At 59.9% G+C, this 25,376-nt stretch carries 32 protein-coding genes; 27 read left to right on the top strand and 5 right to left on the bottom strand.

What is annotated here, in order from left to right:
• Positions 1-236 precede the first annotated feature (236 nt).
• The 3 genes from RWM61_RS04745 (at position 237) to RWM61_RS04735 (ending at position 3,318) form a co-directional block, all read left to right on the top strand.
• Positions 237-1,544 carry a transposase gene (locus tag RWM61_RS04745; RefSeq protein ID WP_313997947.1) on the top strand — a complete coding sequence of 436 codons (1,308 nt, stop codon included), beginning with the start codon at positions 237-239 and terminating at the stop codon, positions 1,542-1,544.
• Between the two features lie 288 nt (positions 1,545-1,832).
• Positions 1,833-2,255: a transcriptional regulator MntR gene (gene mntR, locus RWM61_RS04740; protein WP_313997945.1), complete on the top strand. Its 423-nt coding sequence runs from the start codon at positions 1,833-1,835 to the stop codon at positions 2,253-2,255.
• Positions 2,256-2,400: 145 nt separating this feature from the next.
• Positions 2,401-3,318: a patatin-like phospholipase family protein gene (locus tag RWM61_RS04735; RefSeq protein WP_313997943.1), complete on the top strand. Its 918-nt coding sequence runs from the start codon at positions 2,401-2,403 to the stop codon at positions 3,316-3,318.
• 29 nt (positions 3,319-3,347) lie between these two features.
• Here RWM61_RS04735 and RWM61_RS04730 read toward each other — a convergent pair whose 3' ends face one another.
• Together RWM61_RS04730 and RWM61_RS04725 are read right to left on the bottom strand one after the other, a co-directional pair.
• Positions 3,348-3,635, bottom strand: coding sequence for a hypothetical protein (locus RWM61_RS04730; RefSeq protein WP_313997941.1), 288 nt, complete (start codon positions 3,633-3,635; stop codon positions 3,348-3,350).
• 133 nt (positions 3,636-3,768) lie between these two features.
• Positions 3,769-4,725, bottom strand: a complete 957-nt coding sequence (locus tag RWM61_RS04725; RefSeq protein WP_313997939.1) for a DUF1385 domain-containing protein — start codon at positions 4,723-4,725, stop codon at positions 3,769-3,771.
• Positions 4,726-4,896: 171 nt separating this feature from the next.
• Here RWM61_RS04725 and RWM61_RS04720 point away from each other — a divergent pair, with 171 nt between their 5' ends.
• The 5 genes from RWM61_RS04720 to RWM61_RS04700 all read left to right on the top strand — a co-directional run bounded on the left by RWM61_RS04720 (position 4,897) and on the right by RWM61_RS04700 (position 9,065).
• Positions 4,897-5,403 (top strand): YqhR family membrane protein, encoded by a 507-nt coding sequence (locus RWM61_RS04720; RefSeq protein WP_313997937.1) that lies wholly within the window; start codon positions 4,897-4,899, stop codon positions 5,401-5,403.
• A 111-nt stretch (positions 5,404-5,514) separates the two neighbouring features.
• Positions 5,515-5,952, top strand: coding sequence for a type II 3-dehydroquinate dehydratase (gene aroQ, locus RWM61_RS04715; protein WP_313997934.1), 438 nt, complete (start codon positions 5,515-5,517; stop codon positions 5,950-5,952).
• Between the two features lie 50 nt (positions 5,953-6,002).
• Entirely contained in the window at positions 6,003-7,076 is a 1,074-nt protein-coding gene (locus tag RWM61_RS04710) for a Xaa-Pro peptidase family protein (RefSeq protein WP_313997932.1), read from the top strand.
• A 27-nt stretch (positions 7,077-7,103) separates the two neighbouring features.
• Entirely contained in the window at positions 7,104-7,661 is a 558-nt protein-coding gene (efp, locus tag RWM61_RS04705; RefSeq protein ID WP_313997930.1) for an elongation factor P, read from the top strand.
• A 150-nt stretch (positions 7,662-7,811) separates the two neighbouring features.
• Complete coding sequence (locus RWM61_RS04700) at positions 7,812-9,065, top strand: aspartate kinase (protein WP_313997928.1); 1,254 nt, start codon at positions 7,812-7,814, stop codon at positions 9,063-9,065.
• Positions 9,066-9,173: 108 nt separating this feature from the next.
• Here RWM61_RS04700 and RWM61_RS04695 read toward each other — a convergent pair whose 3' ends face one another.
• From RWM61_RS04695 to RWM61_RS04685, 3 genes are all read right to left on the bottom strand, one after another.
• Positions 9,174-9,638, bottom strand: a complete 465-nt coding sequence (locus tag RWM61_RS04695; protein ID WP_313997926.1) for a DUF441 domain-containing protein — start codon at positions 9,636-9,638, stop codon at positions 9,174-9,176.
• A 157-nt stretch (positions 9,639-9,795) separates the two neighbouring features.
• A complete protein-coding gene (locus tag RWM61_RS04690; RefSeq protein WP_313997924.1) occupies positions 9,796-10,506 on the bottom strand; it encodes a 2-phosphosulfolactate phosphatase in 711 nt (236 codons plus the stop codon).
• A 33-nt stretch (positions 10,507-10,539) separates the two neighbouring features.
• Positions 10,540-11,403 (bottom strand): phosphosulfolactate synthase, encoded by an 864-nt coding sequence (locus RWM61_RS04685; RefSeq protein WP_313997922.1) that lies wholly within the window; start codon positions 11,401-11,403, stop codon positions 10,540-10,542.
• A 153-nt stretch (positions 11,404-11,556) separates the two neighbouring features.
• Here RWM61_RS04685 and RWM61_RS04680 point away from each other — a divergent pair, with 153 nt between their 5' ends.
• The 19 genes from RWM61_RS04680 to RWM61_RS04590 all read left to right on the top strand — a co-directional run bounded on the left by RWM61_RS04680 (position 11,557) and on the right by RWM61_RS04590 (position 25,345).
• On the top strand, positions 11,557-11,823 hold the full coding sequence (locus RWM61_RS04680) for a YqhV family protein (RefSeq protein ID WP_313997920.1): 267 nt from the start codon (positions 11,557-11,559) through the stop codon (positions 11,821-11,823).
• 149 nt (positions 11,824-11,972) lie between these two features.
• The gene (gene spoIIIAA / locus RWM61_RS04675; protein ID WP_313997918.1) at positions 11,973-13,028 is read left to right on the top strand and encodes a stage III sporulation protein AA; all 1,056 of its coding nucleotides are present in this window, start codon (positions 11,973-11,975) and stop codon (positions 13,026-13,028) included.
• Positions 13,025-13,543 carry a stage III sporulation protein SpoIIIAB gene (gene spoIIIAB / locus RWM61_RS04670; RefSeq protein WP_313997916.1) on the top strand — a complete coding sequence of 173 codons (519 nt, stop codon included), beginning with the start codon at positions 13,025-13,027 and terminating at the stop codon, positions 13,541-13,543. Before spoIIIAA ends, spoIIIAB begins: the two co-directional genes overlap by 4 nt.
• Positions 13,544-13,557: 14 nt before the next feature.
• Positions 13,558-13,761, top strand: coding sequence for a stage III sporulation protein AC (gene spoIIIAC, locus RWM61_RS04665; protein WP_313997914.1), 204 nt, complete (start codon positions 13,558-13,560; stop codon positions 13,759-13,761).
• A 23-nt stretch (positions 13,762-13,784) separates the two neighbouring features.
• On the top strand, positions 13,785-14,180 hold the full coding sequence (gene spoIIIAD, locus RWM61_RS04660; protein ID WP_313997965.1) for a stage III sporulation protein AD: 396 nt from the start codon (positions 13,785-13,787) through the stop codon (positions 14,178-14,180).
• Positions 14,181-14,185: 5 nt separating this feature from the next.
• Positions 14,186-15,484 carry a stage III sporulation protein AE gene (spoIIIAE, locus tag RWM61_RS04655; protein ID WP_313997912.1) on the top strand — a complete coding sequence of 433 codons (1,299 nt, stop codon included), beginning with the start codon at positions 14,186-14,188 and terminating at the stop codon, positions 15,482-15,484.
• Between the two features lie 15 nt (positions 15,485-15,499).
• The gene (gene spoIIIAF / locus RWM61_RS04650) at positions 15,500-16,237 is read left to right on the top strand and encodes a stage III sporulation protein AF (protein WP_313997910.1); all 738 of its coding nucleotides are present in this window, start codon (positions 15,500-15,502) and stop codon (positions 16,235-16,237) included.
• 36 nt (positions 16,238-16,273) lie between these two features.
• The gene (gene spoIIIAG, locus RWM61_RS04645) at positions 16,274-16,909 is read left to right on the top strand and encodes a stage III sporulation protein AG (RefSeq protein ID WP_313997908.1); all 636 of its coding nucleotides are present in this window, start codon (positions 16,274-16,276) and stop codon (positions 16,907-16,909) included.
• A gap of 47 nt (positions 16,910-16,956) precedes the next feature.
• A complete protein-coding gene (locus tag RWM61_RS04640; RefSeq protein WP_313997906.1) occupies positions 16,957-17,634 on the top strand; it encodes a SpoIIIAH-like family protein in 678 nt (225 codons plus the stop codon).
• Positions 17,635-17,978: 344 nt separating this feature from the next.
• Positions 17,979-18,476 carry an acetyl-CoA carboxylase biotin carboxyl carrier protein gene (accB, locus tag RWM61_RS04635; RefSeq protein ID WP_313997904.1) on the top strand — a complete coding sequence of 166 codons (498 nt, stop codon included), beginning with the start codon at positions 17,979-17,981 and terminating at the stop codon, positions 18,474-18,476.
• Positions 18,477-18,513: 37 nt separating this feature from the next.
• Positions 18,514-19,899, top strand: a complete 1,386-nt coding sequence (gene accC / locus RWM61_RS04630) for an acetyl-CoA carboxylase biotin carboxylase subunit (protein WP_313997902.1) — start codon at positions 18,514-18,516, stop codon at positions 19,897-19,899.
• Positions 19,900-20,015: 116 nt separating this feature from the next.
• Positions 20,016-20,429 carry an Asp23/Gls24 family envelope stress response protein gene (locus RWM61_RS04625; RefSeq protein ID WP_313997900.1) on the top strand — a complete coding sequence of 138 codons (414 nt, stop codon included), beginning with the start codon at positions 20,016-20,018 and terminating at the stop codon, positions 20,427-20,429.
• A gap of 124 nt (positions 20,430-20,553) precedes the next feature.
• Positions 20,554-21,114 carry an alkaline shock response membrane anchor protein AmaP gene (gene amaP, locus RWM61_RS04620; RefSeq protein ID WP_313997898.1) on the top strand — a complete coding sequence of 187 codons (561 nt, stop codon included), beginning with the start codon at positions 20,554-20,556 and terminating at the stop codon, positions 21,112-21,114.
• A 15-nt stretch (positions 21,115-21,129) separates the two neighbouring features.
• Positions 21,130-21,360 (top strand): DUF2273 domain-containing protein, encoded by a 231-nt coding sequence (locus RWM61_RS04615; RefSeq protein WP_313997896.1) that lies wholly within the window; start codon positions 21,130-21,132, stop codon positions 21,358-21,360.
• Positions 21,361-21,469: 109 nt separating this feature from the next.
• Positions 21,470-21,925: a transcription antitermination factor NusB gene (nusB, locus tag RWM61_RS04610; RefSeq protein WP_313997894.1), complete on the top strand. Its 456-nt coding sequence runs from the start codon at positions 21,470-21,472 to the stop codon at positions 21,923-21,925.
• A gap of 19 nt (positions 21,926-21,944) precedes the next feature.
• On the top strand, positions 21,945-22,805 hold the full coding sequence (folD, locus tag RWM61_RS04605; RefSeq protein WP_313997892.1) for a bifunctional methylenetetrahydrofolate dehydrogenase/methenyltetrahydrofolate cyclohydrolase FolD: 861 nt from the start codon (positions 21,945-21,947) through the stop codon (positions 22,803-22,805).
• A 9-nt stretch (positions 22,806-22,814) separates the two neighbouring features.
• Positions 22,815-24,185 (top strand): exodeoxyribonuclease VII large subunit, encoded by a 1,371-nt coding sequence (gene xseA / locus RWM61_RS04600; protein WP_313997889.1) that lies wholly within the window; start codon positions 22,815-22,817, stop codon positions 24,183-24,185.
• Positions 24,172-24,420 carry an exodeoxyribonuclease VII small subunit gene (gene xseB, locus RWM61_RS04595; protein ID WP_313997887.1) on the top strand — a complete coding sequence of 83 codons (249 nt, stop codon included), beginning with the start codon at positions 24,172-24,174 and terminating at the stop codon, positions 24,418-24,420. Before xseA ends, xseB begins: the two co-directional genes overlap by 14 nt.
• 10 nt (positions 24,421-24,430) lie before the next feature.
• A complete protein-coding gene (locus tag RWM61_RS04590) occupies positions 24,431-25,345 on the top strand; it encodes a farnesyl diphosphate synthase (RefSeq protein WP_313997885.1) in 915 nt (304 codons plus the stop codon).
• Positions 25,346-25,376 lie beyond the last annotated feature (31 nt).

Below are 25,376 nucleotides of genomic sequence, written 5' to 3'. Positions count from 1 at the left end.
GAGCTAATTGCGATGTCCGGCAAGCCGGACGGGACAAGGGAAGCGGGATTAGGCAAAAATAATTTTACCCCAAAATAACATGAGAAATATGGGGTTTTGGGCGAAAAAAGAGAGGCAGAGCGAAAATCCACCCCAGCCTCCCGATCATGGTAAAAAGTAGGTAACAGGCGAGTCCATCCATGGTAAAATTGTAATTGTCGAAGATCACAATTTTCACTATGGGAGGTTCACCTGTTATGGCGATTATACCACAACTGAAACTGTTTGAGTGGAACGAAATTCAAACGCTCGGGGACTTGGATCGTCTGCGTCTTGTGCTGGACTACATGCCGGATGAGGAGCTAATGAGCAAGCTGGAACGGAACCGTGGAAAAGGGCGGAATGACTATCCGGTACGCGCGATGTGGAATTCGGTGCTGGCAGGCATCGTGTTTCAGCATGACGGGGTCGAGAAGTTACGGCGCGAACTGGCTCGCAACGGGCAACTGCGGGAGCTCTGCGGCTTTGACAATCAAGTACCGCCGCCCTGGACGTATACGCGATTTCTGAAATTGCTCATGGAACATGAACAGTTCATCGAAGGGATGTTCGACAAGCTCGTGAAGCAGCTTGCGGAAGCATTGCCGGAGTTCGGCAAGCATTTGGCGATGGACAGCAAGGCGATTTCATCGTTTGCCAAACACAAGAACAAGCAGGAGACGCCAGACGGACGTCGAGACACGGATGCCGACTACGGGAAGAAAAAATACAGCGGCGTGCACGAAGACGGCAAGCCGTGGGAGAAAATTATCAAATGGTTCGGCTACAAGCTGCATCTGATCGTCGACGCCACGTATGAGTTGCCGGTGGCGTTCAAGGTGACCAAGGCGTCCGCTTCGGATATTACCGAAGGGCATGAACTGCTAAAGCAGATGGAGAACCGGCAGCCGGAGATGCTGAAGTCGGCGGAAACGCTGGCGGCAGACCGCGGCTACGATGACACGAAGCTGATCGCCAAGTGCTGGGACGAGCATCAGATTAAGCCGGTAATCGACATCCGCAACATGTGGCGGGATCCCGACAAAACGCGTTTGCTGGCAGGCAGAGAGAATGTGGTCTACGACTACAAAGGCGCGGTGTCCTGTGTGTGTCCGGAAACGGGAAAGCAGCGGGAGATGTGCAACGGCGGTTTCGAAAAAGACCGCAACACGCTCAAGAAGCTTTGTCCGGCCAAACAAATGGGCATCCAGTGCGAGGGAGCGGCGCAGTGTCCGGTTGCACAAGGCATACGCATTCCGTTATCGGTTGATCGCCGGGTCTTTACGCCGATCGACCGAGCCAGCTACAAGTGGGAGAAAGCGTACAACAAGAGAACGTCGGTGGAGCGCGTCAACAGCAGGCTTGATGTGTCCATGGGCTTCGAGTTGCATACCATTCGTGGCATGGCCAAAATGAAAATGCGATGCGGGCTCGCCCTTTGCGTCATGCTGGCGATGGCGCTGGGGCGCATCAAAGAGAACCAGGCAGAGAAGATGCGAAGCTTAGTAGCCAGCGTGGCTGCTTAATCCAGATATCCACAGGCCGATAACTTGCCGAAACGGCTGTCCACAGAAGCGATTTTGTGGACAACGGGATTCGTGCGCCCTTTTTCGGGACCTGAACGTCCATCGTCCGTTCACATGTCGCCTTTGATGCCCGAATACGACGTTTCGAGCGACACCACATACTTGGGTAAGTCTCCAAAAAAGTACATCGCAAAAAGCTCCTCCCTTATACGTATGGCGATTTCAGAGCCTGTGTGGTACAATGAATACTTGTTCGATGGAACAGAAGTGGAATCAAGGGGGATCCCGATGCCGACGCCGAGCATGGAAGACTATTTGGAACGGATTTATAAACTGATCGACGAGAAAGGCTATGCGCGCGTCTCGGACATCGCCGAGGGCCTCGAGGTTCATCCGTCTTCCGTTACGAAAATGATCCAGAAGCTGGATAAAGATAAATATTTGATCTATGAGAAATACCGGGGCCTCGTGCTGACGAACAAAGGCAAGAAGATGGGCAAACGGCTCGTCGACCGTCATCATCTGCTGGAATCGTTCCTGACGATGATCGGCGTGCAGGATGAGAACATTTATAAAGACGTGGAAGGGATCGAGCACCATCTAAGCTGGGATTCGATAACCTGCATCGAAACGCTGGTGGAATATTTCAACCGGGATCCGAAGCGGCTTGACGATTTGACGACGGTCCGGAGCGAATTGGATAATGAATAACGATTAGGAGCGAAAAGCGGCCGGTGTCCTTGCGAGAGGGCGCCGGTTTTTCTTCATTTTTGCGGGAGTCGCCGTCATATCGTCCAAGCGGGAGCGCATAAGGTGAACGTAGTGGCGGTCATGCGCGGGGATGGAGGGACAGGCGATGATTGTGAATGCGGTATTCGAGGGCGGCGGCGTCAAAGGAATCGCACTCGTCGGGGCGGTCGTCGGCGCGGAGCGAAGCGGAGTCCGTTTCGGGGGGGTGGCCGGCACTTCCTCGGGCTCGATCGTCGCCTCCCTGCTCGCGGCAGGCTACGGCGGGGAGGAGTTGAAGCGGATTATTAACCAAACGCCGTTCAAAGCTTTTCTGCGGCGAAGTCCGCTGTTCAACGTCAAGTTGGCGGGTCCCGCGGTGCGGCTCATATGGAAAAAAGGGTTGTATTCCGGCGAGGCGCTGGAATACTGGGTCAGGAAGCTGCTGCTCGCCAAAGGGGTAAGAACGTTCGCCGATCTCCCCGCCGGGAAGCTGAAAATCGTCGCCTCCGATATCTCGAACGGGCGGATCGTGGTGCTGCCCGACGATCTGCCTTATTACGGCGCCGATCCTCGGCGGTTCGAGGTGGCCAAAGCGGTACGAATGAGCGCAAGCATTCCGTATTTTTTCGATCCGGTCATTATTCGCCAGCAAGTCGATGTCCGCCGTGAGGAGGGGTTCGCGGGGCGTTTCGCCTATATCGTGGATGGGGTGCTTCTCAGCAATTTTCCGTTGTGGCTGTTTGAGAATGAACGGCCGGACGAGGCTCCGGCGGCGACGATCGGATTTCAACTGGTGGGCAAAAACGCAAACGAACCGCGTGTGATCCGCGGTCCGTTCTCGATGCTGCAAGCGATATTCGAGACGATGCTGCAGGCGCATGACGAGCGGTACATCGAAAAGCAATACCGCGACCGTACGGTCAAAATTCCGACACTCGGCGTCCGCTCCACGCAGTTCGACCTGACCGAGGAGGTGAGCGTGCGGCTGTTCGAGTCCGGACGCGAAAAAACGGAGGCGTTTTTCCGGACGTTCCGCATCCGTTAACGCTTCCGTTTCAGAGTCGTGCACCTGCGTTAATGATATTTCGGGAGGTTGTCGTCATCCTTGCCGCCCTCGATCACCCGGAACGGCACGGTTTTGCGCGAGCGCGATTTCGTCTTCAGACGATCGGGCGCAGCGGGGCGCGTCCGCGGCTTGGCGGCCCGGAAACGGGAAGGCGGGAACTTATACAACAGGAACACGACCGCGAACACAGTAACCGGGATGATCAGTCCCATCGGGTTCTGAAACAGTTGGGACACCACACCGACGCCCATCAGAACGATCAGCGCGATAAACCAAGGTTGCAGCTTTCGGCGCATGGCGCATTCACCCTTTCCTGCTATTGTCCGAGCGGGGGGGCCGGAACGGTATCCGGCCTATTTTATCCTTACGGTCCCCGAAAAGTAGTCTCGGAATACGCTGCAGAGCTTCGCTTCACTTTTTGGGGTGTTATTATGCCTTTACCACTTGCTGGTCGAGCTCACGCATCCGGTTGAAGGAAGCGATCGATACCGCGACCTGATCGTTCGTCGGTTCTTTGGTCGTCAGCAATTGCAGCCAAAGGCCGGGGTAACCGAGAAAACGGAGCACGGGCGCGTCGCGCAGCGCATTGGTGAACCGGAGCGCTTCATAGGAGAGTCCCAGTACGAGCGGCAGCAGCAGTATGCGGATATAAATCCGTTCCCACAAGGAGTCCCATGTGAAGAACGGCAGCGAATAGAGCAGCACGCCGACAATGACCGACAGTACGATGAAGCTGCTGCCGCACCGGTAGTGCAGGCGCGTATGTTTCTGGACGTTCTCCACGGTCAGCTCTTCGCCCGCCTCGTAAGCGCTGATCACTTTATGCTCGGCTCCGTGGTATTGAAACAGCCGCTTGATAAGCGGGGTAAGCGAGATGATATACAAGTAACCGATAAGAAATACGATTTTAATGAGTCCTTCTATTAAATTATGCACGAAAATACTGTCCGTTACTCCGCTGAACAGCAGCTCCTCGACCGCCGCGGGCACCAGCGTAAAGACCAGCTTGCCGAATACGAACGACAGGATGCCCGCCAGCGTGACGCCGACCAGCATGCTGAGGCTCCACCCGGATTTGCCTTCCTGCTTGTTTTTGGCCGGCTCCTGAACCGCTTCTTCGCCCGCCTCGTCCTCGGCATAGGCCTCGATCGAGAAGTTCAGATGCTGGGAGCCTTTGGCACTCGATTCCAGAATCCCTATAATACCGCGGACGAACGGTATTTTTTTCAGCTTCTGCAGCCACGGATTGGAGGTTTTCGGCACCTCGTAAAAGACGATCTCCTCATTTTTGCGTCGTACCGCCGTCACATTGACGTTGCGGCCGGCGAACATGACGCCCTCGATCACCGCCTGTCCTCCATAGATGCACGGTATTTGTTGCGGCAACTTGCGTTCCACCCTTCTGATCGGTTCCTCCGGCGGCATTCGCCGAAGCTTCTGCTTCCATTTTACTTGATTCGGCCGCCGAAAGCGAGCGCCGGAGGTTGCCTTTTCGGGAGTAGGCGGGCAAGCCCGGTGGCATACTACCGGACAACCGAAAGGAAGGGAAGAGAATATATGGCGATGATCGGGATGACCGCTTACAGGCGGAAGCAAAGCCGCCTTACGAACCCATGGATATACAGCATCATGATCGGGTTTTACGGGGGGGTGATATGGAGTGTTTTTCACTGGCTGGCCTACGTTTTGAAGTTTACGAGCCTGCTGCCCGGCTATTTGGCCGACCCATTCTTCAGGCAGCCGTTTCTGCGCTCGTGGTGGGGAAACTTGACCGGGATCGTCTTTTTTGTCCTGTTCTCCGTTGCGGCGGCGCTGCTGTACTGGGTGCTGCTCGGCAGATTCCGGGGGCCGTGGCCGGGCCTTATCTATGGCGCGCTCTGGTGGGCCGTCATGTTCTACGCCGTCGGTCCCTTTTTCGATATGACCGAACCGGCGGCGAAGCTGGGCTTGAACACGCTGCTGACCGAGCTCAGCATCCATGTGCTCTGGGGGCTGTTTATCGGGTACTCGATCGCCTTCGAGTTTCATGACGAGGCTTCCCGGGAGCCGCTGTCCGCGCAGTAATCCGCCGCTGCCTGCGGTCATCGCAGGAAATACTTCTCAAATGTCAAGCGGGTATGGTAAAATGGCTTGTGGCTTTCGGCCGATTGCCGCTATTGATCCCGGAGGTGCGACATGCCCAAGGTGCTCGTCTTGAACGGCCCGAATTTGAATATGCTCGGCGTAAGGGAGCCGGGAATTTACGGCACCGATACGCTGGCCGGCATTGAAGCGATGCTTCACGCAGCCGCCGAGCGGCTCGGAGCGGAGCTGGATTTCTATCAATCGAATCATGAAGGAGCGCTGATTGACCGGATCCATGCCGCCTGCGGCGTTGCGGACGGCATTCTGATCAATCCTGGCGCGCTGACGCATTACAGCTATGCGCTGCGGGATGCGCTGAGCACGGTGGCGCTGCCTGTGGTGGAGGTCCATTTGTCAAACATACATAAAAGGGAAGCGTTCCGGCACTTATCCGTCATCGCGCCGGTCGCAGTCGGCCAGATCGCCGGCTTCGGCGCGCAGAGCTACGAGCTTGGCCTGCAGGCGCTGCTGCAGGCGCTGAAGGTTTGACTTCGGAAGGGCCGCGGTCCGCTTTGCCGGCCATTGAAGGGGGAACGGGGATGAGTGAACTTCGCGTAAACCGGCTTCGCGCCAAGCTGGAAGGGCTGGGGCTTTCGGCCCTGCTTGTAGGTTCCGCGGTGAACCGGCGGTATTTGACCGGCTTTACCGGCACGTCGGGGGCGGCGCTTATAACGGAGAGCTCGGCATTTCTTCTTACCGATTTCCGGTATATGACGCAAGCGCCGGACCAGGCGCCCGATTTCACGGTGCTGGAGCACGCGCCCGACATGCTTGAAACGGTTAAAACGCTGCTGCGGGCGGAAGGCATCGGCCGTCTCGGGTTCGAGGAGCGGCATGTCACGTTCGCCGATTACCGATCGTGGTCCGCCGCTTTGTCGCCGATCGAGCTCGTGCCGGTATCGTCCGCGGTCGAGGATTTGCGCATCGTCAAGGATGAGCGGGAAATCGCCGTCATGCAGGAGGCCGCCAAGCTTGCGGACGATACGTTCGCGCATATGCTCGGCTTCATCGCCCCCGGCAAGACGGAGCTTGAAATCGCGCTCGAGCTTGAAACGTTTATGCGCAAGGGCGGCGCGACATCCGCTTCCTTCGACACGATCGTTGCCTCCGGCGGGCGCTCGGCGCTGCCGCACGGGGTCGCGAGCGGGCGCAGGGTCGGGACCGACGAGTTCGTCAAGCTCGATTTCGGCGCCTATTATAAGGGTTACTGCTCGGATATTACCCGGACCGTCGTTGTCGGCAAGCCGTCGGATAAGCATCGCGACATTTATGCCGTCGTCCTCGAAGCGCAGCTGAATGCGCTTGAGCATATCCGCCCGGGCATGACGGGACGGGAGGCCGACGCCTTGACGCGGGACGTGATCGCAAGGTATGGTTATGGTGAGTTTTTCGGACACGGAACCGGCCATGGGCTCGGCATGGAGATCCATGAAGCGCCGCGTCTCTCGCTCAGAAGCGATACGGTTTTAACCCCCGGCATGACCGTGACGGTCGAGCCCGGCATCTATCTCCCCGGCTTCGGCGGAGTGCGGATCGAGGACGACGTCGTGATCACCGGCACCGGGATTAAAATATTGACCTCATCCCCGAAGGAACTGACCGTTCTGGGTTAAGGACATCTCACAGGAGGGAATTTTCAAGTGATTTCAGTCAACGATTTCAAAACCGGCCTTACCGTCGAGGTGGAAGGCGACATTTTCACGGTTCTCGAATTCCAGCACGTCAAGCCGGGCAAAGGCGCCGCGTTCGTGCGCTCCAAGCTGAAAAACCTGCGCAACGGCAACACCGTCGAGCGCACGTTCCGTGCGGGCGAAACGATCGGCCGGGCGATCATCGAGAACCGCGAGGTCCAATACCTGTACAATTCAGGCAACGAATATACGTTCATGGACAACGAAACGTTCGACCAGTTCAATCTGGACAAGAAGCAGCTCGAGTGGGAGATCAACTTCCTCAAGGAAAACATGAACGTCAACATTTCCAGCTACCAGGGCGAAATCATCGGCATTTCGATGCCTAACAGCGTGGAGCTTAAGGTCATCGAGACGGAGCCAGGCATCAAAGGCAACACGGCGACCGGCGCGACGAAGAGCGCGAAGGTGGAAACGGGCCTGAACGTGCAGGTGCCGCTTTTCATCAACGAAGGCGACGTGCTTCTGATCGATACGCGCGACGGCAAATACATCTCCCGCGCCTAATTTGCGATCGTACAAGCCGTCCGGCAGCCAGCCGGGCGGTTTTTGTCGTGCGTTCCAGAATTTATATCCTAGTAAGGGGGATACCGCGGCGGCGCACTTTTTGATATAATAGTAACTTGTATGCGAATGACTCGTGGGGAGTGAAACAGCTTGTCTTTGATAGTGATGAAGTTCGGGGGCAGCTCCGTGGGGACGCCCGAACGGATGCAGCGGGTTGCAAGCCGGATATTGGAAAGGCAACAGGAAGGAAACCGGATCGTCGTCGTCGTTTCGGCCATGGGCGATACGACGGACGATTTGATCGACCAATCGAAGCTGCTTAATCCGAATCCGCCTGCACGCGAGATGGATATGCTGCTCACGACAGGCGAGCAAATATCGATCGCGCTGCTCTCGATGACCATCCATGCGCTTGGCGGCAAGGCCGTGTCTTATACCGGCTGGCAGGCGGGTATCGTCACGGAGCCCGTCCACGGCAAGGCGAAGATCGCCGATATTCAGCCGGACCGGATTTTCGGCGCGCTGGACGAAGGGAACGTTGTGATCGTCGCCGGCTTCCAGGGAATGACCGAAGCCGGGGACATCACGACGCTCGGGCGCGGCGGCTCGGATACGACGGCGGTCGCGCTGGCCGCTGCGGTGAAGGCCGACCTGTGCGAAATTTATACCGACGTGGACGGCGTCTACTCGACCGACCCCCGCGTCGTGAAGAACGCCCGCAAGCTCGACGAAATTTCATACGATGAGATGCTGGAGCTCGCGCATCTCGGCGCGGCCGTGCTGCATCCGCGCGCGGTGGAATACGCGAAGCTGTACGATGTCCGCCTTGTGGTGCGGTCCAGCTTTACAAAGAACGAAGGCACGACTGTGAAGGAGGAAGCGGTAATGGAGCAAGGCATCGCCGTGCGCGGCATCGCGTTTGACAAGAACGTCGCGCGTATCAGCATATTGGGCGTGGAGGACGTGCCGGGCGTGTTGGCCCGGGTGTTCGGCGCGCTCGCGAAGCAGGGGATCGACGTGGACATTATCGTGCAGAGCGGCACGCAGGGCGGGAAGGCGGATTTCTCGTTTACCGTGTCGGGAGACGACGCGCATTCCGCGCTCCGCGTCATCGAAGGCGTTCGCTCCGAGCTGCCTTACAGGGAGACGACCTCCGAGACCGGTCTGGTGAAGGTGTCCATCGTAGGGGCCGGCATGGTTAGCAACCCGGGCGTCGCGGCGACGATGTTCGAGGCGATTTCAAGTCTCGGCGTCAGCATCAAAATGGTCAGCACGTCGGAAATCAAGTGCTCCTGCGTGATCGCAGCCGAGCCGCTGAGTGATGTGGTCCGTTCGCTGCACACCGCGTTCGGCCTGGATACGGCCGATCAGGCGTTCGTCGGCGGCCCTCAGGAACGCCGGTAGCGCAGGTGGAGCGCCGGTAATAAGCGATCCGAATGAAAGCCGATGCAGGTGCCCGCAAAGGGACGCTGCATCGGCTTTTATTTGTCGGCGGCGAAGCCGCCGCCGGTTTCAGTCGATTCGTTCGAGTATCAACGTAAGCAGCTTATACAGGATGGCGGTAATGCCTGCAGCCATAAGCGGGCCGACGGGTATGCCGCGGAAAAAGACGATCCCCAGGATCGATCCGATGACCAGGCCGACAATCAGCTGCGGGTCGAACTTTAACATTTCCAGCCCTTTGCCGTTCACGTAGGTGGCGATCGCGCCGCCGGCCAGTGCGATCCAGCCGGGCCACGATGTCAGCGCCCCTGCGATTTCCTTCGTTGTGATGCGGCCCGACGCGAACGGGACGAGTACGCTGAACGTCAGGCAGAGAAGACCGATCTCGAGCCCGCGCCGCTCGATGGCGGGCAGGTAGCGTTCCAGGTGAACCAGCTTCACGATCAACAGGATACAGGCGGCCGTCGCGATGATCGGCGATCGTCCGATCAGCCCGACGATTATCAAAACGACCAGTATGACTTCTCCGCTCATGCCGATTCTCCCGTGCTCCGATAGGTAACTTGAAATCAGGCAGGCAACCTGAAATCAGGTTTCTCTCCATTTTATGTCCAAGCCGTGCGAATATGACCTTGGCCGGAGGTTCGTTGCCGGGAGACGGCAAGCGCCCGTTCGACAAGCGGCTTAACGCTTATACGATCGTCATCGTGTCGCCCGACAGTCTGGGCACCGCGTCGAACCGGTTGACCTGCGCGCAGAATTCCACATCCTTGCCGAATCCGAGCTTCGACATCCGCCGGCCGGAGGCGCTTTGCAGAAGCGTGCCGTACATGTCGGCAGCGCTTTGCCGGTAAAAGCCGAGCATCGCCCTGCCGAGATCGTCGGCCTCGATCGGCGTCCCCGAAAGCGCGGTCATCCGGTCAAGCAGCAACCCTGCGCACAGGCCGTCCTCAAGCGCGAATTCATCATGCGTGCCCGCGCAGAAAAGCACGATATCCCGCCGCAGAACTACGGCGGCTTCCGCGCATGCCTCCGCATTGAGCAGCGAGCCGGCCAGCACGTGGTCGCTGCGGGCCGCCTTGTGAATCGCTCTCGTGCCGTTGGTCGTCGTCAGGATGACCCGACGGCCGTACACGCAACCGGACACGTATTCCTCGGGCGAGTTGCCGAGATCGAAGCCGGCGATTTTGCGGCCGAACCGCTCGCCGCCGAGCAGGTCGCCCGTCCGATGCATCGCCTTCGCCTCCATGACGGTCTCGACGGACAAGATACCCGAGGCGCCCTCCGCTAAAGCCGTGACGATCGTGCTCGTCGCCCGCAGCACATCGATCACGACGGCCGTTTTGTGCAGAAACTGGTCGGCCCGCGCTTCGCCCGCATTCGGAATCACTTGAACCTTCATCGGTCCTCCGCCTCCGTTCGTTCATCATCCCATTTAAATCATATAGAAGTCCGCTTCGCGTAATGCACGGGCTTCCGGAAACGTATCGTTCCGCAGCCCGCGCCGCATCGCCTCGAGCGCGTATACGTCGCCGGGAGGAATGTTGCCGAGATGGACGTCGGGACCGAGCGCTTTAATCAGGAACACCTGCTGCGATTTCAGCGGCGCCTCCCACAAAATCCGGCTCGTATCCGGAAGCAGGCGCAGCACCGTTCCGAACGTGTCTTCGTCGCAGCCGCCGCTCGCATCGAACAGGCCGACGTCTATGCCGGATTCGCGCGCCTCGATCGTGACGAGATCCGCGCCGGCTTTCCAATCCTCCTCGGCGGTGACGGCCAAATCGTAGGGGTCGATCACGGAGCCGGACAATTTTTTGCCGTATTCGGTGCAGACGTTCAATCCCAGCTCAACGCCTTTACGGATAAGCGCCGTACGGGTCGGGCGGTCGAGCTCGATCGTGCCGTCCGATACTTCGATCCCGTCGAAGCCGAGCCGGCACACGGTTTCAAAGAAGGAGTCGCTCAAACCGAGGTGGACCGCCGTTTCCAAAAGCGTGCCTCCCGGCATGACGATGATGCCGCGCTCCTTCGCATAATCGATTTTGCGCCGCAGCAGCTCGCTTGGGTACAGGGGCGACGTGCCGAATCCCAGCTTGATGAAATCGATGTAATCGCCTGCGGAATCGACCAAATCGGCGTAGGCGTTGAAGCCGAGACCTTTGTCCAGCACCATTGTGCGCCCGCCGCTTCGGCAGCGTAAGCCTGGCGTGCCCGATGACGGCGACAGCCTGCTTTTATCCCGTCCGCCGCTGGGGTCGCACAAAAGAGGGTGCCAAGCCCCTCGTGGGGTGAGCTCCATGTTCCGAATCTCCTCGCTTCCTCGTTTTGGTTGAGCGATATCAACCATGCAAGCAATATATGCAGCGGGCGAATGGGCGGTGCCCGGCATGCGGGCTGACAAGCCTGCATATGGTTTATCAATCGGGTTTCTGCGCGAAAGGGGGGAAGGCCGTTGATCAACAAGATCGTGCTCGCGATGGGCGTCCTGCGGCTGCTGTCGGGGAGCATCGAAATTTTCGCGGCGCTGCTGATGCTTCGCTTGAATCAGGTCGACAAGGCGCTTGTCGTCAACTCTTCGCTGGCGCTGGTCGGCCCGCTCATTCTGATCTCGACGACGACGATCGGGCTCGTCGGCATATCGGATAAGCTGTCGATGGGCAAATTCGTCTGGGTGCTGGCCGGCGTCACCTGCCTCATGGTCGGCATTCTCAAAAAATGAACGCTCTATCACCGCTGGGCAGCCGGTTGATAGAGAGAATGTCATAATGCGGGCGGTTTCGCATATATATATGAGAGCAAGGTAGGACAACCGGCGGCGCGCCGCCGCAGGGATTTGAATGAAAAGCTGCCGAAAGGGAGGCGTTCCCGATGGTTACCGATGTCCTGCTCCTGCTGCCGGCGGAGCTGCAGCGCGTCCTCGGCAAGCTTCCCGGACATGTGCTAGACAAGCTGGAGGAGATCCGCATCCGGGAAGGGCGGCCGCTTGAGGTCGGCTATGCCGGCGGCTTCGGCTTCGCCGGCGAAGACGGGTCGTTGAACCGCATGCCGCACTCGGCGTACAAGCCCGGCGCGGACATATGCCGGAAGCTGCTCGAGCGGATAACGAACCATTCGCTTTATGCGATGGAAGAGGAACTGCGAAGAGGCTACATTACGGTAGCCGGGGGGCACCGGATCGGGCTTGCGGGCCGGACGGTGCTGGAGGGAGGCGCCGTGCGCGGGCTGCGCGACGTCGCGGGCTTCAATATCCGGATTGCGCGGGATATCGAGGGTGTTGCCGGCGCCGTCCTTCCGGGTCTGCTCAACCGGCAGGGCCGCACGGTTCGTTCGGCGTTGATCGTCGCTCCGCCGCAGCAGGGAAAGACGACGATGATCCGCGACATCGCGAGGGCCGTCAGCTACGGGCGGTGGCGCCATCCCGACGCGGCCGGCTGGCCCGGCCGCAAGGTCGGCATTGTGGACGAGCGGTCCGAAATCGCGGCATGCATCCGCGGGGTTCCGACTTTCGACGTCGGCCCGCGGACCGATGTCATCGATGCCTGCCCGAAAGCGGAAGGGATGATGATGATGCTCAGATCGATGTCTCCGGAGCTGCTCGTTGCGGACGAAATCGGCCGGCCGGAGGATGCGGAGGCGATCCGCGAGGCGGCCCACGCAGGCGTCTCCGTCATCGCTACCGCGCACGCGGCGGATTTGGCGGAGGCGCGCGGCAGGCCGGTGCTGCGCCGCCTGCTCGAGGAGGGCGCGTTCGACTTGCTGGTCGAGCTGCGCAGGACGCCGGCCGGACTCTCGCACCGCGTGCTTCCGGCCGCCGGCGAGGGCGGCGTGAAGCCGGGCGCCAGGGAGCCGACCGCCGTCCGCGGCGGCTTCTCTCCCTCGGCGCCGGCGGACGGCGGCGCGCTTCATAGAGGAGGTGTGCCGTGATTCAGGCGATCGGCGCGATCATGATCCTGTTCGCCGGCGCCATGTTCGGGTTCGCGCAGGCGGCGAAATATACGGACCGCGCCGTGCAGCTTCGCCAGCTGCTGCACGCGCTGCAGCGGCTTGAGACGGAAATCGGCTACGGGCATACGCCGCTCCCCGTCGCGCTGGACAATGCCGCAAGCGGTCTGCGCGGACCGGTTCCGGAGCTGTTCCGGGACGCTTCGGGGCGCCTGGGGAAGGGCGACGGCCTGATGTTCCGCGAATGCTGGGAAGCGGCGCTGGACGGCGGCTGGCCCCGAACCGCGCTGCTGCAAGCCGAGCGGACGTCATTGGCAAGGCTCGGCTCGGCGCTCGGCATCAGCGATCGGGAGGACCAGATCAAGCATTTGCGGCTTGCGATGCTGCAGATCCGGGCCGAAGAGGAGACCGCGCGGGAGGAGCAGTCCCGCTACGGCAAGATGTGGAGAAGCCTCGGCGTTTTGGCGGCCGCTCTAGTCGTCATTCTCATGTTGTAGCGGGAGGCCGGAAGATGAATATTGACGTCAGCGCCATTTTTCAAATTGCCGGGATCGGCATCGTCATCGCGATGATTCACACCGTCCTGAAGCAGATGGGCAAGGAGGACATGGCGCATTGGGTAACGGTTATCGGCTTCGTGGTCGTGCTGTTTATGGTGGTGCGGCTGCTGAATGAATTGTTCCAGGAAATCAAAACGATCTTTTTATTCCAGTGAAGACGGACAAGTAGGTGACCGCAGTGGAAATCATTCAGATCGTCGGTCTCGGGCTGATCGCCACCGTGCTCATCCTGATCATCAGGGAGCAGAAGCCGATGTTCGCCTTTTTGCTCGCGGCTTTCACCGGCCTCTACGTCTTTCTGTTTCTGATCGGCAAGATCGATGCGGTCATCACCGTGCTTGAGGAACTGGCCGACCGGTCCGGCATTCCGGACATCTATTTACAGACGATTCTCAAAATTATCGGCATCGCCTACATTGCCGAATTCGGCGCGCAAATCGTGCGGGACGCCGGTCAGGAAAGCGTCGCTTCCAAAATCGAATTCGCGGGCAAAGTGCTCATTCTCGTCATGGCGGTCCCGATCATCGGCGTCATTATCGAGACCGTGATCGGCCTGCTGCCGGAAGGGGGATGAGGACGGTGCGGAAAAGGCAAGGAACCGGCCCGGGGCCGCTGCCGCTGCTCCGCCGAACCCGCCTGCCGACGGCGGGCATGCTGGCGCTGATCGTGCTGGCGATGCTCGCATCCGTCGGATTCGCGGCGGCGGAGCCGGCAGCCGTGCCGGAGCCCGGTTACGGGGATCGGGCGGCGGACGCCGGGACGTTCGGGCCGCTTGACGGCGGCATGACGGGGGGGCTGACCGAATCGCGGCTTCGGGATATCGACACCGCGGCCGTGGAGGCCTACTGGAACAGGCTGATGAAGGATTACGGCGGCTTTTTTCCCGATCGGCGCGTGCCGAGCTTTATGGAAATGATCCTTCCGGGCGGCGAAGGGCTCGATTTCCGCACCGTGCTTGCCGGCTTGCTCCGCTACGTGCTGTACGAAGTGCTGTACAGCGGCAAGTTGATCGTCACGATCGTGATGCTGACCGTGTTTTGCATGATTCTGGAGACGATGCAGACCGCGTTCGAGCGCAATGCCGTCAGCAAAGTGGCTTATGCCGTCGCCTATATGGTGCTGCTCGTGCTGGCGGTCAACAGCTTCAATACCGCGATCGGCTATGCCAAGGACGCGATCGGCGGAATGATCCAGTTCATGATGGCGATGATCCCGCTGCTGCTGACGCTGCTCGCTTCGATGGGGAACGTCGTCACCGTCACCGTGATGCACCCGCTGATCGTTTTCATGATCCATACGGTCGGAACGCTGATCTACACGCTCGTTTTTCCGCTTCTGTTTTTTTCGGCGGTGCTGCATATCGCCAGCGCGCTGTCGGATAAGTTCAAGGTGACGCAGCTTGCGAATCTTCTCCGCACGATCGCCGTCGGCACGCTCGGCCTGCTGCTGACCGCTTTTCTCGGCGTCATTTCGGTGCAGGGCGCCACAGGCTCCGTCACCGACGGCGTCGCCATCCGGACGGCCAAATTCGTGACCGGCAACTTCGTGCCTGTCGTGGGGCGGCTGTTCGCGGACGCCGCGGACACGGTCATGTCGGCCTCCCTGCTCGTGAAGAACGCGATCGGCCTCGCCGGCGTCGTTATCCTGCTGTTCCTGTGCGTGTTTCCGGCGGTCAAAATTTTGGTGCTTGCCTTCATATACAAAGTGTCAGCCGCCGTCATGCAGCCGCTCGGCAACAGTCCGATCGTCGGCACGCTCGACACGATCGGCAAAACGATGGTCTACGTATTCGCCGCGCTTGCCGCGGTCGGCTTGATGTTCTTCCTGGCGGTGACGATCATTTTGACGGCGGGAAACGCGGCGATCATGATCAGGTGAACGGAGGGAACCGGTTTGCTGGCTTGGCTGAGCGATTGGCTTAAACAACTGCTGGCGGTCGTGCTGCTGGCGTCGGTCGTGGAGCTGCTGCTGCCCGGCAATTCGTTCCACCGCTACATGCGCCTGGTGCTCGGCCTTCTTATCCTGCTTGCGATGCTCACACCGGTAATGGCGCTGCTGCGCGGCGACCCCGCCGAGCTTCTCGACCGGAGCATCCGCGGCTGGGAGGCGTCTTCGCGGGAAGCGGTGCCCGGCATGCCGAAGCTGGAGGACATCGAGCGGGACGCCCGGAAGCTGCGGGAAAGCGGGCAGCGGGAAGCGGCGCTGCTCGCGGCCCGCAGCCTGGAATTGTCGATGGAGGATGAGCTGCGGCGCGAGACCGGCGTGGAAGGCGCCAGGGTCAAGGTGGAACTGGCCTGGGATGCTTCGGAGGGGGCGTCGTTCCGGTCGGTAAGCGTGACGCTTGCCGTTCCCGGCGCCGATGCGGGCGGCGGCGGGACGCCGTCGTCCGGGAGAGGCGCCGGCATCCGGGAACCGGTAACCGTCGAAGCGATCGAAACGATCGAGCCGGTCGAGGTGGCGATCGATTGGCCCGAAGAGCAACAGGCGGAGCCCGCCGGGACACCCGGAGACGGCCCGCGCGGAACGGAGCCGGCGGCCGAACCGGCGCTTGCCGCCAAAATCCGCGCACTCGTGCAGCAGAGGTGGGGGGTGGAGCCGGAGCGGATTGCCGTGAGCATGTCCGCGGAATGAGCGGAAACGGGTTTGCGATGAAGGGAGAGAACGGGGTTGGCGAAATGGCTGGAAGGACTGGAATCTGCGGTAGGCGGCGGCCCGGGCGGCCCGAAGCGGGTCAAGTCGCTGCGGTGGCTGCTGCTGATCGGCTGTCTGGGCGCCGCGCTGCTTATCCTTAATTCGTTCCTGTCGCTTCGGGAGGTGGAGCCGGCCGAGAATGCCGGCGGTTCTGCGCCTGCCGCGGAAGAGGCGTTCTCCGGCCGCCAGCCGGACGGGCAATCGCCGTTTGAGTCGATCGAGCAGCCTCTGGAGACGCGTTTGAAGGAAATTTTGGAGAAAATCGTCGGCGTCGGCACGGTGGACGTGCTCGTCACGATCGACTCCACCGAGGAGGTCGTGTATGAGAAAAACGGGAAGACGTCCGAGCAAACGACCGAAGAGAACGACGGCAAGGGCGGCCGCCGGCGGGTGACGTCAACGACGGAGGACGGCCAGGTCGTCCTGTACGAGCTGTCGGGCGATGAGACGCCGGTCGTCACGAAAAAAATCAAGCCGAGGGTGCGCGGAATTCTGGTTGTGGCCAAAGGAGCGGAGAACGCCACCGTACGCATGCTCATTGCGGATGCGGTTCAAAAAGGGATCAATGTGGCGCCGCACCGTATTTCGGTCGTGCCCCGCAAGCAGGGTTGAGCCGGCGGCGGCCGAAACGAGATCATATCATGGGGAGGAACGTTTCAATGAACACGAAAAGACAGACGATCTGGCTGGTATCGATGCTTAGCTTGATGGTGGTGCTATCCGCGTATTATTTGTTTACCGAAGACCTTGATTCGGGCAGCGGCCTTGACGCCGAAACGGTTCAAGGCTCGAACCGGGCAGCGGATGGAACGGATGCCGGAAACGCCGGGGATCCGAGCGCCGAACAGATCACGGTCGACGAGGTGGCGGACGGCGCGCCTTCCGGCGATGCGAACCTTGGCGGCGACGGCGCGGCGGCAAACGGCGATGCGGCGAAGACGGACGAAGAGGTGCTGGAGCAGGTGGCGTCCCAAGGGACGACGGCGGTCGGCGGCGACACCATAACGAGGCTGCAGATGGGCCAGTTGGACGCGCTCAATAAGAAAATGGATGAGCTGTTCGGCATCATCTCCAACACGGACAACGACCCGAGCCAAACGACGGCGGCGGTCGCCGAGCTCGGCCGGTTGGAAGAGAAGAAAGAGAAAATCAACGACCTGGAACAGCAGCTGCTCGGCTCGTTCCCGAACGCGGTCGTGGCGGAGGAGAACGACGCCTACAAGGTCGTCGTGCAGAGCGCCAAGCTGGAGCGCTCCCAAGCAGCCGAAATCATCGATAAAGTGATGAAGACGATGGGCGTGTCCGCGGACAAGGTATCGGTCCAATTCGTCCCTTAAGCTGTGTCAGAAACGGTCGCCGCCGCCCGGCAAACGGGCGCGCGGGACCGTTTTTGTGTATATGATTTTATATCCTTACGAGGTCCCCGAAAAGCAATATCGAAAGTTACATTGCTGCAAATCGAAGATGAGCGACCACGATTAGCGGTAACTTTCGATGCGAGCGGACTTAACAGTCCGGTCATCGGATGAAGCTGCAGAGCCATCACGTCACTTTTTGGGGAGTATTTTGCCGACAAAAAAATGGGTTCGTGTTCCGGGGGCTTTATGATATAATAGCAACGTTATGTGAAAGAATGGCAATGCAGTGATCTGTGTCACCAATGCTAAGGAGTGAATCGTCCATGTTCAAGCTCAGTGAAATCAAGGAGCTGGTCAAGCTCATCGATTCGACCTCGGTTCATGAGCTCGAAATCGAGAATGAGGGCGCCCGCCTGCTCATCCGCAAACCCGGCAAACCGGAGGTCGTGACGGTAACCGCCGCTCCCGCCGTCCATACATATATGCCTGCTCCATCGCCCGCTGCCGCGCAGCCCGCCGCTGTCGGAGCGGCGGCCGCTCCGGCTGCGGCCGCGCCTGCGGCTGCGGCTGAGAAGGACAATCTGCACCGGATCGTATCGCCGATGGTCGGCACGTTTTATAGTTCCCCGTCGCCCGAAGCGGGTCCGTACGTCAACGTCGGCGACCGCGTCGGCGAGAAGACGGTCGTCTGCATCCTCGAGGCGATGAAGCTGATGAACGAGCTGGAGGCCGAGGTGCGCGGCGAGATCGTCGAGGTGCTTGTGGAGAACGGCCAGCTGGTCGAATACGGTCAACCGCTGTTCCTCGTGAAGCCGGAATAACCGGCCGCTTACCGAAATGCTGAAAGGGGTCAGACGATTGAAATTTCATAAAATACTGATCGCCAACCGCGGCGAGATCGCCGTTCGGATTATTCGCGCCTGCCGGGAGCTCGGCATTCAATCGGTCGCCGTTTATTCCGAAGCCGACCGCGATTCGCTGCATGTGCGGCTGGCGGATGAGGCGTACTGCATCGGCCCTACGCTTTCGAAGGACAGCTATCTCAATTTGACCAATCTGATGAGCGTCGCCACGCTCACCGGCTGCGACGCGATTCATCCCGGCTACGGGTTTCTGGCCGAGAACGCCGACTTCGCCGAGATCGTCGAGTCGTGCAACATGACGTTTATCGGGCCGTCGCCCCAAGCGATCGCCAAGATGGGCGACAAGTCGGTCGCCAAGCAAACGATGAAGGACGCGGATGTGCCGGTCATTCCGGGCTCCGCCGGTCTCGTCGAGGATTTGGACGAGGCGGTGCGGATCGCTAGGTCGATCGGCTATCCGGTCATCATCAAGGCGACGGCGGGCGGAGGGGGCAAAGGCATCCGGATCGCCGAGGACGAGGAAACGCTGATCCAACAGATTACGACCGCCCGGCAGGAGGCCCAGAAAGCGTTCGGCAATGCCGGCGTTTATCTGGAGAAATACTTGACGGGCATGAAGCATGTTGAAATCCAGATCATGGCCGACAAGCACGGCAACGCCGTTCATCTGTTTGAGCGCGATTGCTCGGTGCAGCGGCGCCGACAGAAGCTGGTCGAGGAGGCTCCTTGCCCGATCATGACGCCGGGACTGCGCGAGCGGATGGGACAGGCGGCGGTGCGCGCGGCCAAGGCGGTCGATTATTCCGGCGCGGGCACGCTTGAATTTCTGCTTGGTGCCGACGGCAGCTTTTATTTCATGGAAATGAATACGCGCATCCAGGTCGAGCATCCGGTGACCGAGATGATCACCGGCGTCGACCTGATCAAGGAAATGATCTCCGTGGCCGAAGGCAATCCGCTTTCTTTCCGGCAGGAGGATCTCGTTATCGACGGATGGTCGATCGAGTGCCGGATCAACGCGGAGGACGCCGAGCGCGGCTTCATGCCGTCGCCGGGGCAGATCCAGTTTTATTTGCCGCCGGGCGGTCTGGGCGTCCGCGTCGACAGCGGCGCTTATCCGGGTTATGTCATCTCGCCGCATTACGATTCGATGATCGCCAAGCTGATCGTCTGGGGGGCGACCCGCGAGGAGGCGATCGCCCGCATGAAGCGCGCCTTGTCCGAATTCGCGATCGAGGGCATCAAGACGACGATTCCGTTTCATCTGAAGCTGCTCAATCATCCGCTGTTCGTCAAAGGGGATTTTGACATTAAATTCCTGGAAGAGCACGATGTGAATGCGCCGCAAACGCGCGCCGCAAGCGGGAATTCCGACATTTAGGCGCGTTTGTCATAATTCCCGCGGAATGTTATAGTATAGAAATAAGATTGCGGATAAGCTATCGGGCTGCAAGGACGCATAGGTTTCCGCCATCGTTACGGAACGGGAGGTGTAGTATGGAGACGAACACATTGGCCGTGGATTATGAGCGGACGGAAATGGGAAGTATTCAGATCGCACCTGAAGTGATCGAAGTGATTGCCGGCCTGGCAACGGTGGAAGTGCCGGGCGTCGCCGGTATGAGCGGCGGATTTGCCGGGGGCATTGCCGAGCTGCTGGGACGCAAAAATTTATCCAAAGGCGTGAAGGTTGAGGTCGGACAGCGCGAAGCGGCGGTCGACGTTTCGATTATCGTGGAGTACGGCAACCGCATTCCAGAGATCGCCTCGGACATTCAACGGAACGTGAAGCGTTCCATTGAGGTGATGACGGGCCTGACGGTCGTAGAGGTCAACGTTCACATTCACGACGTCCATTTCAAGGCGGGCGAAAAGCCGGAGGAAGAAGAGACGCTTCACCGGGTGAAGTAAACGGTTCGTACACGGGTCGATTCGGTTCCCCCTCGTGACGGGCTCGCGCTCGGCGCAGGGGGATTTTATTTTTTACGGTTGAGCCGCGGTTATCATCCGAAGAGTGATCGGGGAGGTTCTGCAATTGGCCAAAATTATGGACAGGCTCCTGCTTCTCATTTACAGTCTTATCGTCTTCGCACTATCCATCGCCGCCTTGTCCGTCGCCGGCCGGCTCGTCACGAGAGGGCAGGCGCTCAATTGGGTGGGAGAGCTGTACGGCAACGGTACAGTGCTGCAAGGGCTGGTCATTTCCACTGCCGTCGTGCTGGTGCTTATCAGTTTGCGGTTTCTGTATGTCGCCCTGCGAAGAAACAACGCATCGGCGCCTTCCATCGACCAGCGGACCGATTACGGCGATATCCGCATTTCGCTCGAGACGGTCGAGAATCTGGCGTTGAAGGCGGCGTCGAGACAGCGGGGAGTGAAGGATCTGCGCGCCCGCATCCGCATAGCGGAAGCCGGCATCGATATCGTGCTTCGCGCCGTAGTGGACGGCGAAACCTCGATTCCCGGGCTGACGGAGGACATCCAGAAATCGGTCAAGGAGCATGTGGAAGAAATTACGGGCATTCCGGTGTCCGGCGTCTCGGTTTTCGTTGCGAACATCATCCAGAGCCAATCGTTCAAAAGTCGTGTCGAATAAGGAGGGTCGTCGCCGATGTGGAGGGAGATCCTGACGACGCACGGGGGGCGGATCGCAGGTGTCGCGGCCGGGGTGTTTTTCGGGCTGATATACCTTTTCGCCGGATTTTGGGACATGCTGTTTTTTGCTTTGCTCGTTTGGATCGGCTATTATGTTGGAAGAATGAAAGACGAGCGAAGCGGACCTGTCGTTCCATGGGATCGTTTGACCGAATGGTTGAACGGGCGTTGGAGATGGTTCAAATAACCCTGTGATTTCCTCCGTACGCCGGACAGAGGCGGCAGTCCGTTCGGGGCAGGGAGGAGATCATAGGTTTTTTTCATTCCACATTCCACAGCATTGTGCGGGAGGACGTATGAAGCGGAGATTAGCGCGTGAAATCGCGGTTCAGAGCTTGTATCAGATGGAGATGAACGAGGTGGACGCGGAGAACGCGGTCGCCATGATCGTGGAGGAAGCGAAACAGGAGGAAAGCGAGCTCGAGGCGGATACGGCCGGGCTTGCGCAGGTTGCGCGCCGCGCGTTTGAATTGACGGCAGGCGTGAACGAGCGCCGTGCGGCGATTGACGATCTGCTGCAGCATTACCTGACCGGATGGCAGATGGACAGGCTGTCGCGGGTCGACCGTCAAATCTTGCGTGTCGCTTGCTATGAGCTCGTATACCGCGAGGATGTGCCGCCCAAAGCGGCAATCAACGAGGCGATCGAGCTGGCGAAGCATTTCGGCACGGACGAGTCCGGCAAATTCGTCAACGGCGTGCTGGGCAAAGTAATCGGCGCGCTGGACGAGCTGAAGAAGCAGCGGAAATAACGGAACGGAGTGGAAACCGATGACGGCACAATTAATCGAGGGCAAAAAAATATCGGATGAAATTCGCGAGGAGATACGCGCCGAAACGGCTGCGCTGGCCGCCAAGGGCGTCGTTCCCGGCCTGGCGGTCGTATTGGTCGGCGACGACCCGGCGTCCTGGGTGTATGTCGGCAGCAAAGAGAAGGCGTGCGGGAAGATGGGCTTTTATTCCGAAGTTCACCGGCTGCCGGCGTCCACGACGCAGGATGAGCTGCTTGCCTTGATCGGCAAGCTGAACGAACAATCGACGGTTCACGGCATTCTCGTGCAGCTTCCGCTGCCGAAGCATATCGAGGAGAAGGCGGTCATCGACGCGATCAGCGTCGAGAAGGACGTCGACGGCTTCCATCCGATCAGCACGGGCAATCTGGTTATCGGCGACGACAGCCTGCTGCCTTGCACGCCGGCGGGAAGCATCGAGCTGATCAAGCGGACGGGGATCGATATAACGGGCAAGCATGCGGTCGTGATCGGCCGGAGCAATATCGTCGGCAAGCCCGTCGCCATGCTGCTGCTCCGCGAGAACGCGACGGTAACCGTGTGCCACTCCCGCACGCAGGGAATGGCGGAAATCGCGAGGCAAGCCGACATTCTGGTCGTGGCCATCGGCAAGGCCAAGGCGATCGGCGCCGAGTACGTGAAGCCGGGCGCGGTCGTGATCGATGTCGGCATCAACCGGCTGCCGGACGGCAAGCTGGCCGGCGACGTCGACTTCGACGAGGTGCTGCCGGTTGCGGGCTACATGACGCCGGTTCCGGGCGGCGTAGGTCCGATGACGATCGCGATGCTGATGCACAATACGCTGAAGGCCGCCAAGCGGATCCACGGAATCGGGGAGTGATTCTCATCGATGGCGGATCAACCGCGCATTTATTCGATTAAGGAAATCAACCGTTATATCCGCATGAAGCTGGAATCGGACGGCCTGCTCGGCGATGTCTGGCTCCGGGGGGAAATCTCCAATTATACGCACCATTCGAGCGGACATATGTACTTCACCTTGAAGGACAAGGACAGCCGGCTGAAATGCATCATGTTCGCCTCGCATAATCAGAAGCTGCCTTTCATTCCCCGCGAGGGGACGAAGGTGATGGCGCGCGGCAACGTTTCGGTCTACGAACGCGACGGCGCTTATCAATTCTATGTGACCCGGATGCAGCCCGACGGAATCGGCAGTCTTTATCTCGCGTTCGAGCAGCTGAAACAAAAGCTGGAGTCGGAAGGGCTGTTCGATCCGGCCCGCAAACGTCCGCTGCCGCGTTTGCCGAAAGCGATCGGCGTCGTGACGTCGCCGACCGGCGCGGCGGTAAGGGACGTGCTCATTACGCTGCAGCGGCGGTTCCCCAACGTGCCCGTGACGCTTGTGCCGGTGCTCGTCCAGGGGCCGCAGGCGGCGCCGTCGATCGTGAAGGCGATCGAAACGTTGAACCGGCTGAACGAAGTCGACGTCTTGATCGTCGGAAGGGGCGGCGGTTCGCTCGAGGAGCTGTGGGCCTTCAACGAGGAAATCGTCGCCCGCAGCATCGCGGCGTCGCTCATTCCGGTCATTTCGGCGGTCGGCCACGAGACTGACTACACGATCGCGGATTTCGTCGCGGATTTGCGCGCCGCGACGCCGACGGCGGCGGCCGAACTGGCCGTACCGCATATCGCGGAGCTTCATCAGGAGTTGAATCATTTGACGGCCAGACTTCGGCAATCGCTGCAGAACAACGTCCGGGTTCGCAAAGAACGTCTTCAGCGGATTCGGCGTTCTCCGTTCTTTCTGCATCCGCGGCGTTATTTGCTGGAGCAGGCCGAACGGCTAGACAGACTGGGCGAGAGGCTTCGCGGCCGAATTTCGCGGCAAGCGGAGCGGAACCGGGACAGGCTGCTGCGGTTGAAAGTCGGCTTGGCCGGCGGGCACCCGGGCGCCAAGGTCCAGTATGCGGCAAAGCGCAGAGTCGACGCGTCAAGGCGGCTGGAGTCGGCGATGGCCGGTATTTTCAAAGAGCAGAACCGTCGGCTGGCGGGTTCGATCCGCCAGCTTGACGCGCTCAGTCCGCTCAAGGTCATGGCCCGCGGCTACAGCCTGGCCTATGACGAGCAGGAACGGCGGCTGATCCGCTCGATAGAGGACGTGCAGCCGGGGGATCTGATCAAACTCCGGCTGGCCGACGGCCGGCTGGATTGCCATGTATGGTCGATGAGAGGAGATGACGAACAGGGTGGAACAAGCTGATACGGAACAGGCGTTAAGCTTCGAGGCAGCGATGGAGAAGCTTGAAGCGATCGTCTCCAGGCTGGAATCCGGCGACGTGCCGCTGGAAACCGCCATTGAGCTGTTTCAAGAGGGAATGAAGCTGTCCCAGCTGTGCGGCAGCAAGCTGGAGCAGGTGGAACGCAAAATTGAAATGCTGATCGAGACGGAGCAAGGGCTGCAGCGCAAGCCGTTCACTCCCGGTCAGGAGGATTGAGGGGAAGGCATTGAGAGAAGCGACGACCATTCGCGATTATATCGCGGGCGCCGCTGCCGCCGTGGAAAACGCGCTGCAGTCGGCATTGCCGGCGGGTTGGGATGTGCCGGCCAGGCTGCGAGAGGCGATGATGTATTCCCTGAACGCCGGCGGCAAACGGCTCCGGCCTGTGCTCGTGCTTGCGGCGGCTGAAGCGGTCAAGGACGATCCGGACGATGCCGAGGCCGCCATGCCGATCGCCTGCGCGATCGAAATGGTCCATACGTATTCGCTGGTGCATGACGACCTGCCGGCGATGGATAACGACGATTTCCGCCGCGGCAAGCCGACCAACCATAAAGTGTACGGCGAGGCGCTGGCCATTCTCGCGGGCGACGCGCTGCTCACGCACGCGTTTTATTGCATCGCCCAGGCGGCGAAGGGAGGGCGCATCTCAGCCGAGACGGCTTTGGCCGTAACGGAGGATTTGGCGCGGCTTGCCGGCGCTCCGGGCATGGTGGGCGGACAGACGGCGGATATTTTGGGCGAGCAGGGGGTCACCTCGCTGGCGGAGCTGGAATACATTCACCTGCACAAGACAAGTGATCTGATTGCCTTTTCCTTGCAGGCGGGCGGCCGGTCCGGCGGCGCAACGGACCTGCAATTGGAGGCGCTGGCGCGTTTCGGAAGCAATCTTGGGCTTGCTTTCCAGATTCAGGACGACATTCTGGATCTCGTCGGCGACGAAGCGAAGCTCGGCAAAAAGACGAACAGCGACGTCGAGCGGCAGAAAGTGACTTATCCTTATTTGATCGGTTTGGAAGCGAGCCGCGCGGCGGTCGGACGGCTGACCGGCGACGCCAAGAAGGCGCTGCTGTCGGCTGGGCTCGCAAAACCTGAAAGACTGCTGGAAATTGCGGATTATTTAATGGGAAGAGACCATTAACCGCAAGCGTTTTCGCGAGCGGCGTCCTTTC

The sequence above is a fragment of the uncultured Paenibacillus sp. genome, assembly GCF_963515335.1.
Lineage (GTDB): Bacteria > Bacillota > Bacilli > Paenibacillales > Paenibacillaceae > Paenibacillus_I.
This window is presented reverse-complemented; position numbering and strand designations above follow the sequence as displayed.

What these genes read in the sequence shown, in the direction of transcription:
- spoIIIAC (WP_313997914.1), top strand. Translation starts at nt 13,558, where the DNA reads ATGAATATTGACGTCAGCGCCATTTTTCAAATTGCCGGGATCGGCATC.
- RWM61_RS04745 (WP_313997947.1), top strand. Translation starts at nt 237, where the DNA reads ATGGCGATTATACCACAACTGAAACTGTTTGAGTGGAACGAAATTCAA.
- spoIIIAA (WP_313997918.1), top strand. Translation starts at nt 11,973, where the DNA reads ATGGTTACCGATGTCCTGCTCCTGCTGCCGGCGGAGCTGCAGCGCGTC.
- RWM61_RS04710 (WP_313997932.1), top strand. Translation starts at nt 6,003, where the DNA reads ATGAGTGAACTTCGCGTAAACCGGCTTCGCGCCAAGCTGGAAGGGCTG.
- RWM61_RS04625 (WP_313997900.1), top strand. Translation starts at nt 20,016, where the DNA reads ATGGAGACGAACACATTGGCCGTGGATTATGAGCGGACGGAAATGGGA.
- RWM61_RS04615 (WP_313997896.1), top strand. Translation starts at nt 21,130, where the DNA reads ATGTGGAGGGAGATCCTGACGACGCACGGGGGGCGGATCGCAGGTGTC.
- RWM61_RS04730 (WP_313997941.1), bottom strand. Translation starts at nt 3,635, where the DNA reads ATGCGCCGAAAGCTGCAACCTTGGTTTATCGCGCTGATCGTTCTGATG.
- aroQ (WP_313997934.1), top strand. Translation starts at nt 5,515, where the DNA reads ATGCCCAAGGTGCTCGTCTTGAACGGCCCGAATTTGAATATGCTCGGC.
- mntR (WP_313997945.1), top strand. Translation starts at nt 1,833, where the DNA reads ATGCCGACGCCGAGCATGGAAGACTATTTGGAACGGATTTATAAACTG.
- RWM61_RS04690 (WP_313997924.1), bottom strand. Translation starts at nt 10,506, where the DNA reads ATGAAGGTTCAAGTGATTCCGAATGCGGGCGAAGCGCGGGCCGACCAG.
- RWM61_RS04735 (WP_313997943.1), top strand. Translation starts at nt 2,401, where the DNA reads ATGATTGTGAATGCGGTATTCGAGGGCGGCGGCGTCAAAGGAATCGCA.
- xseA (WP_313997889.1), top strand. Translation starts at nt 22,815, where the DNA reads ATGGCGGATCAACCGCGCATTTATTCGATTAAGGAAATCAACCGTTAT.
- RWM61_RS04685 (WP_313997922.1), bottom strand. Translation starts at nt 11,403, where the DNA reads ATGGAGCTCACCCCACGAGGGGCTTGGCACCCTCTTTTGTGCGACCCC.
- RWM61_RS04695 (WP_313997926.1), bottom strand. Translation starts at nt 9,638, where the DNA reads ATGAGCGGAGAAGTCATACTGGTCGTTTTGATAATCGTCGGGCTGATC.
- RWM61_RS04640 (WP_313997906.1), top strand. Translation starts at nt 16,957, where the DNA reads ATGAACACGAAAAGACAGACGATCTGGCTGGTATCGATGCTTAGCTTG.
- nusB (WP_313997894.1), top strand. Translation starts at nt 21,470, where the DNA reads ATGAAGCGGAGATTAGCGCGTGAAATCGCGGTTCAGAGCTTGTATCAG.
- RWM61_RS04720 (WP_313997937.1), top strand. Translation starts at nt 4,897, where the DNA reads ATGGCGATGATCGGGATGACCGCTTACAGGCGGAAGCAAAGCCGCCTT.
- folD (WP_313997892.1), top strand. Translation starts at nt 21,945, where the DNA reads ATGACGGCACAATTAATCGAGGGCAAAAAAATATCGGATGAAATTCGC.
- accB (WP_313997904.1), top strand. Translation starts at nt 17,979, where the DNA reads ATGTTCAAGCTCAGTGAAATCAAGGAGCTGGTCAAGCTCATCGATTCG.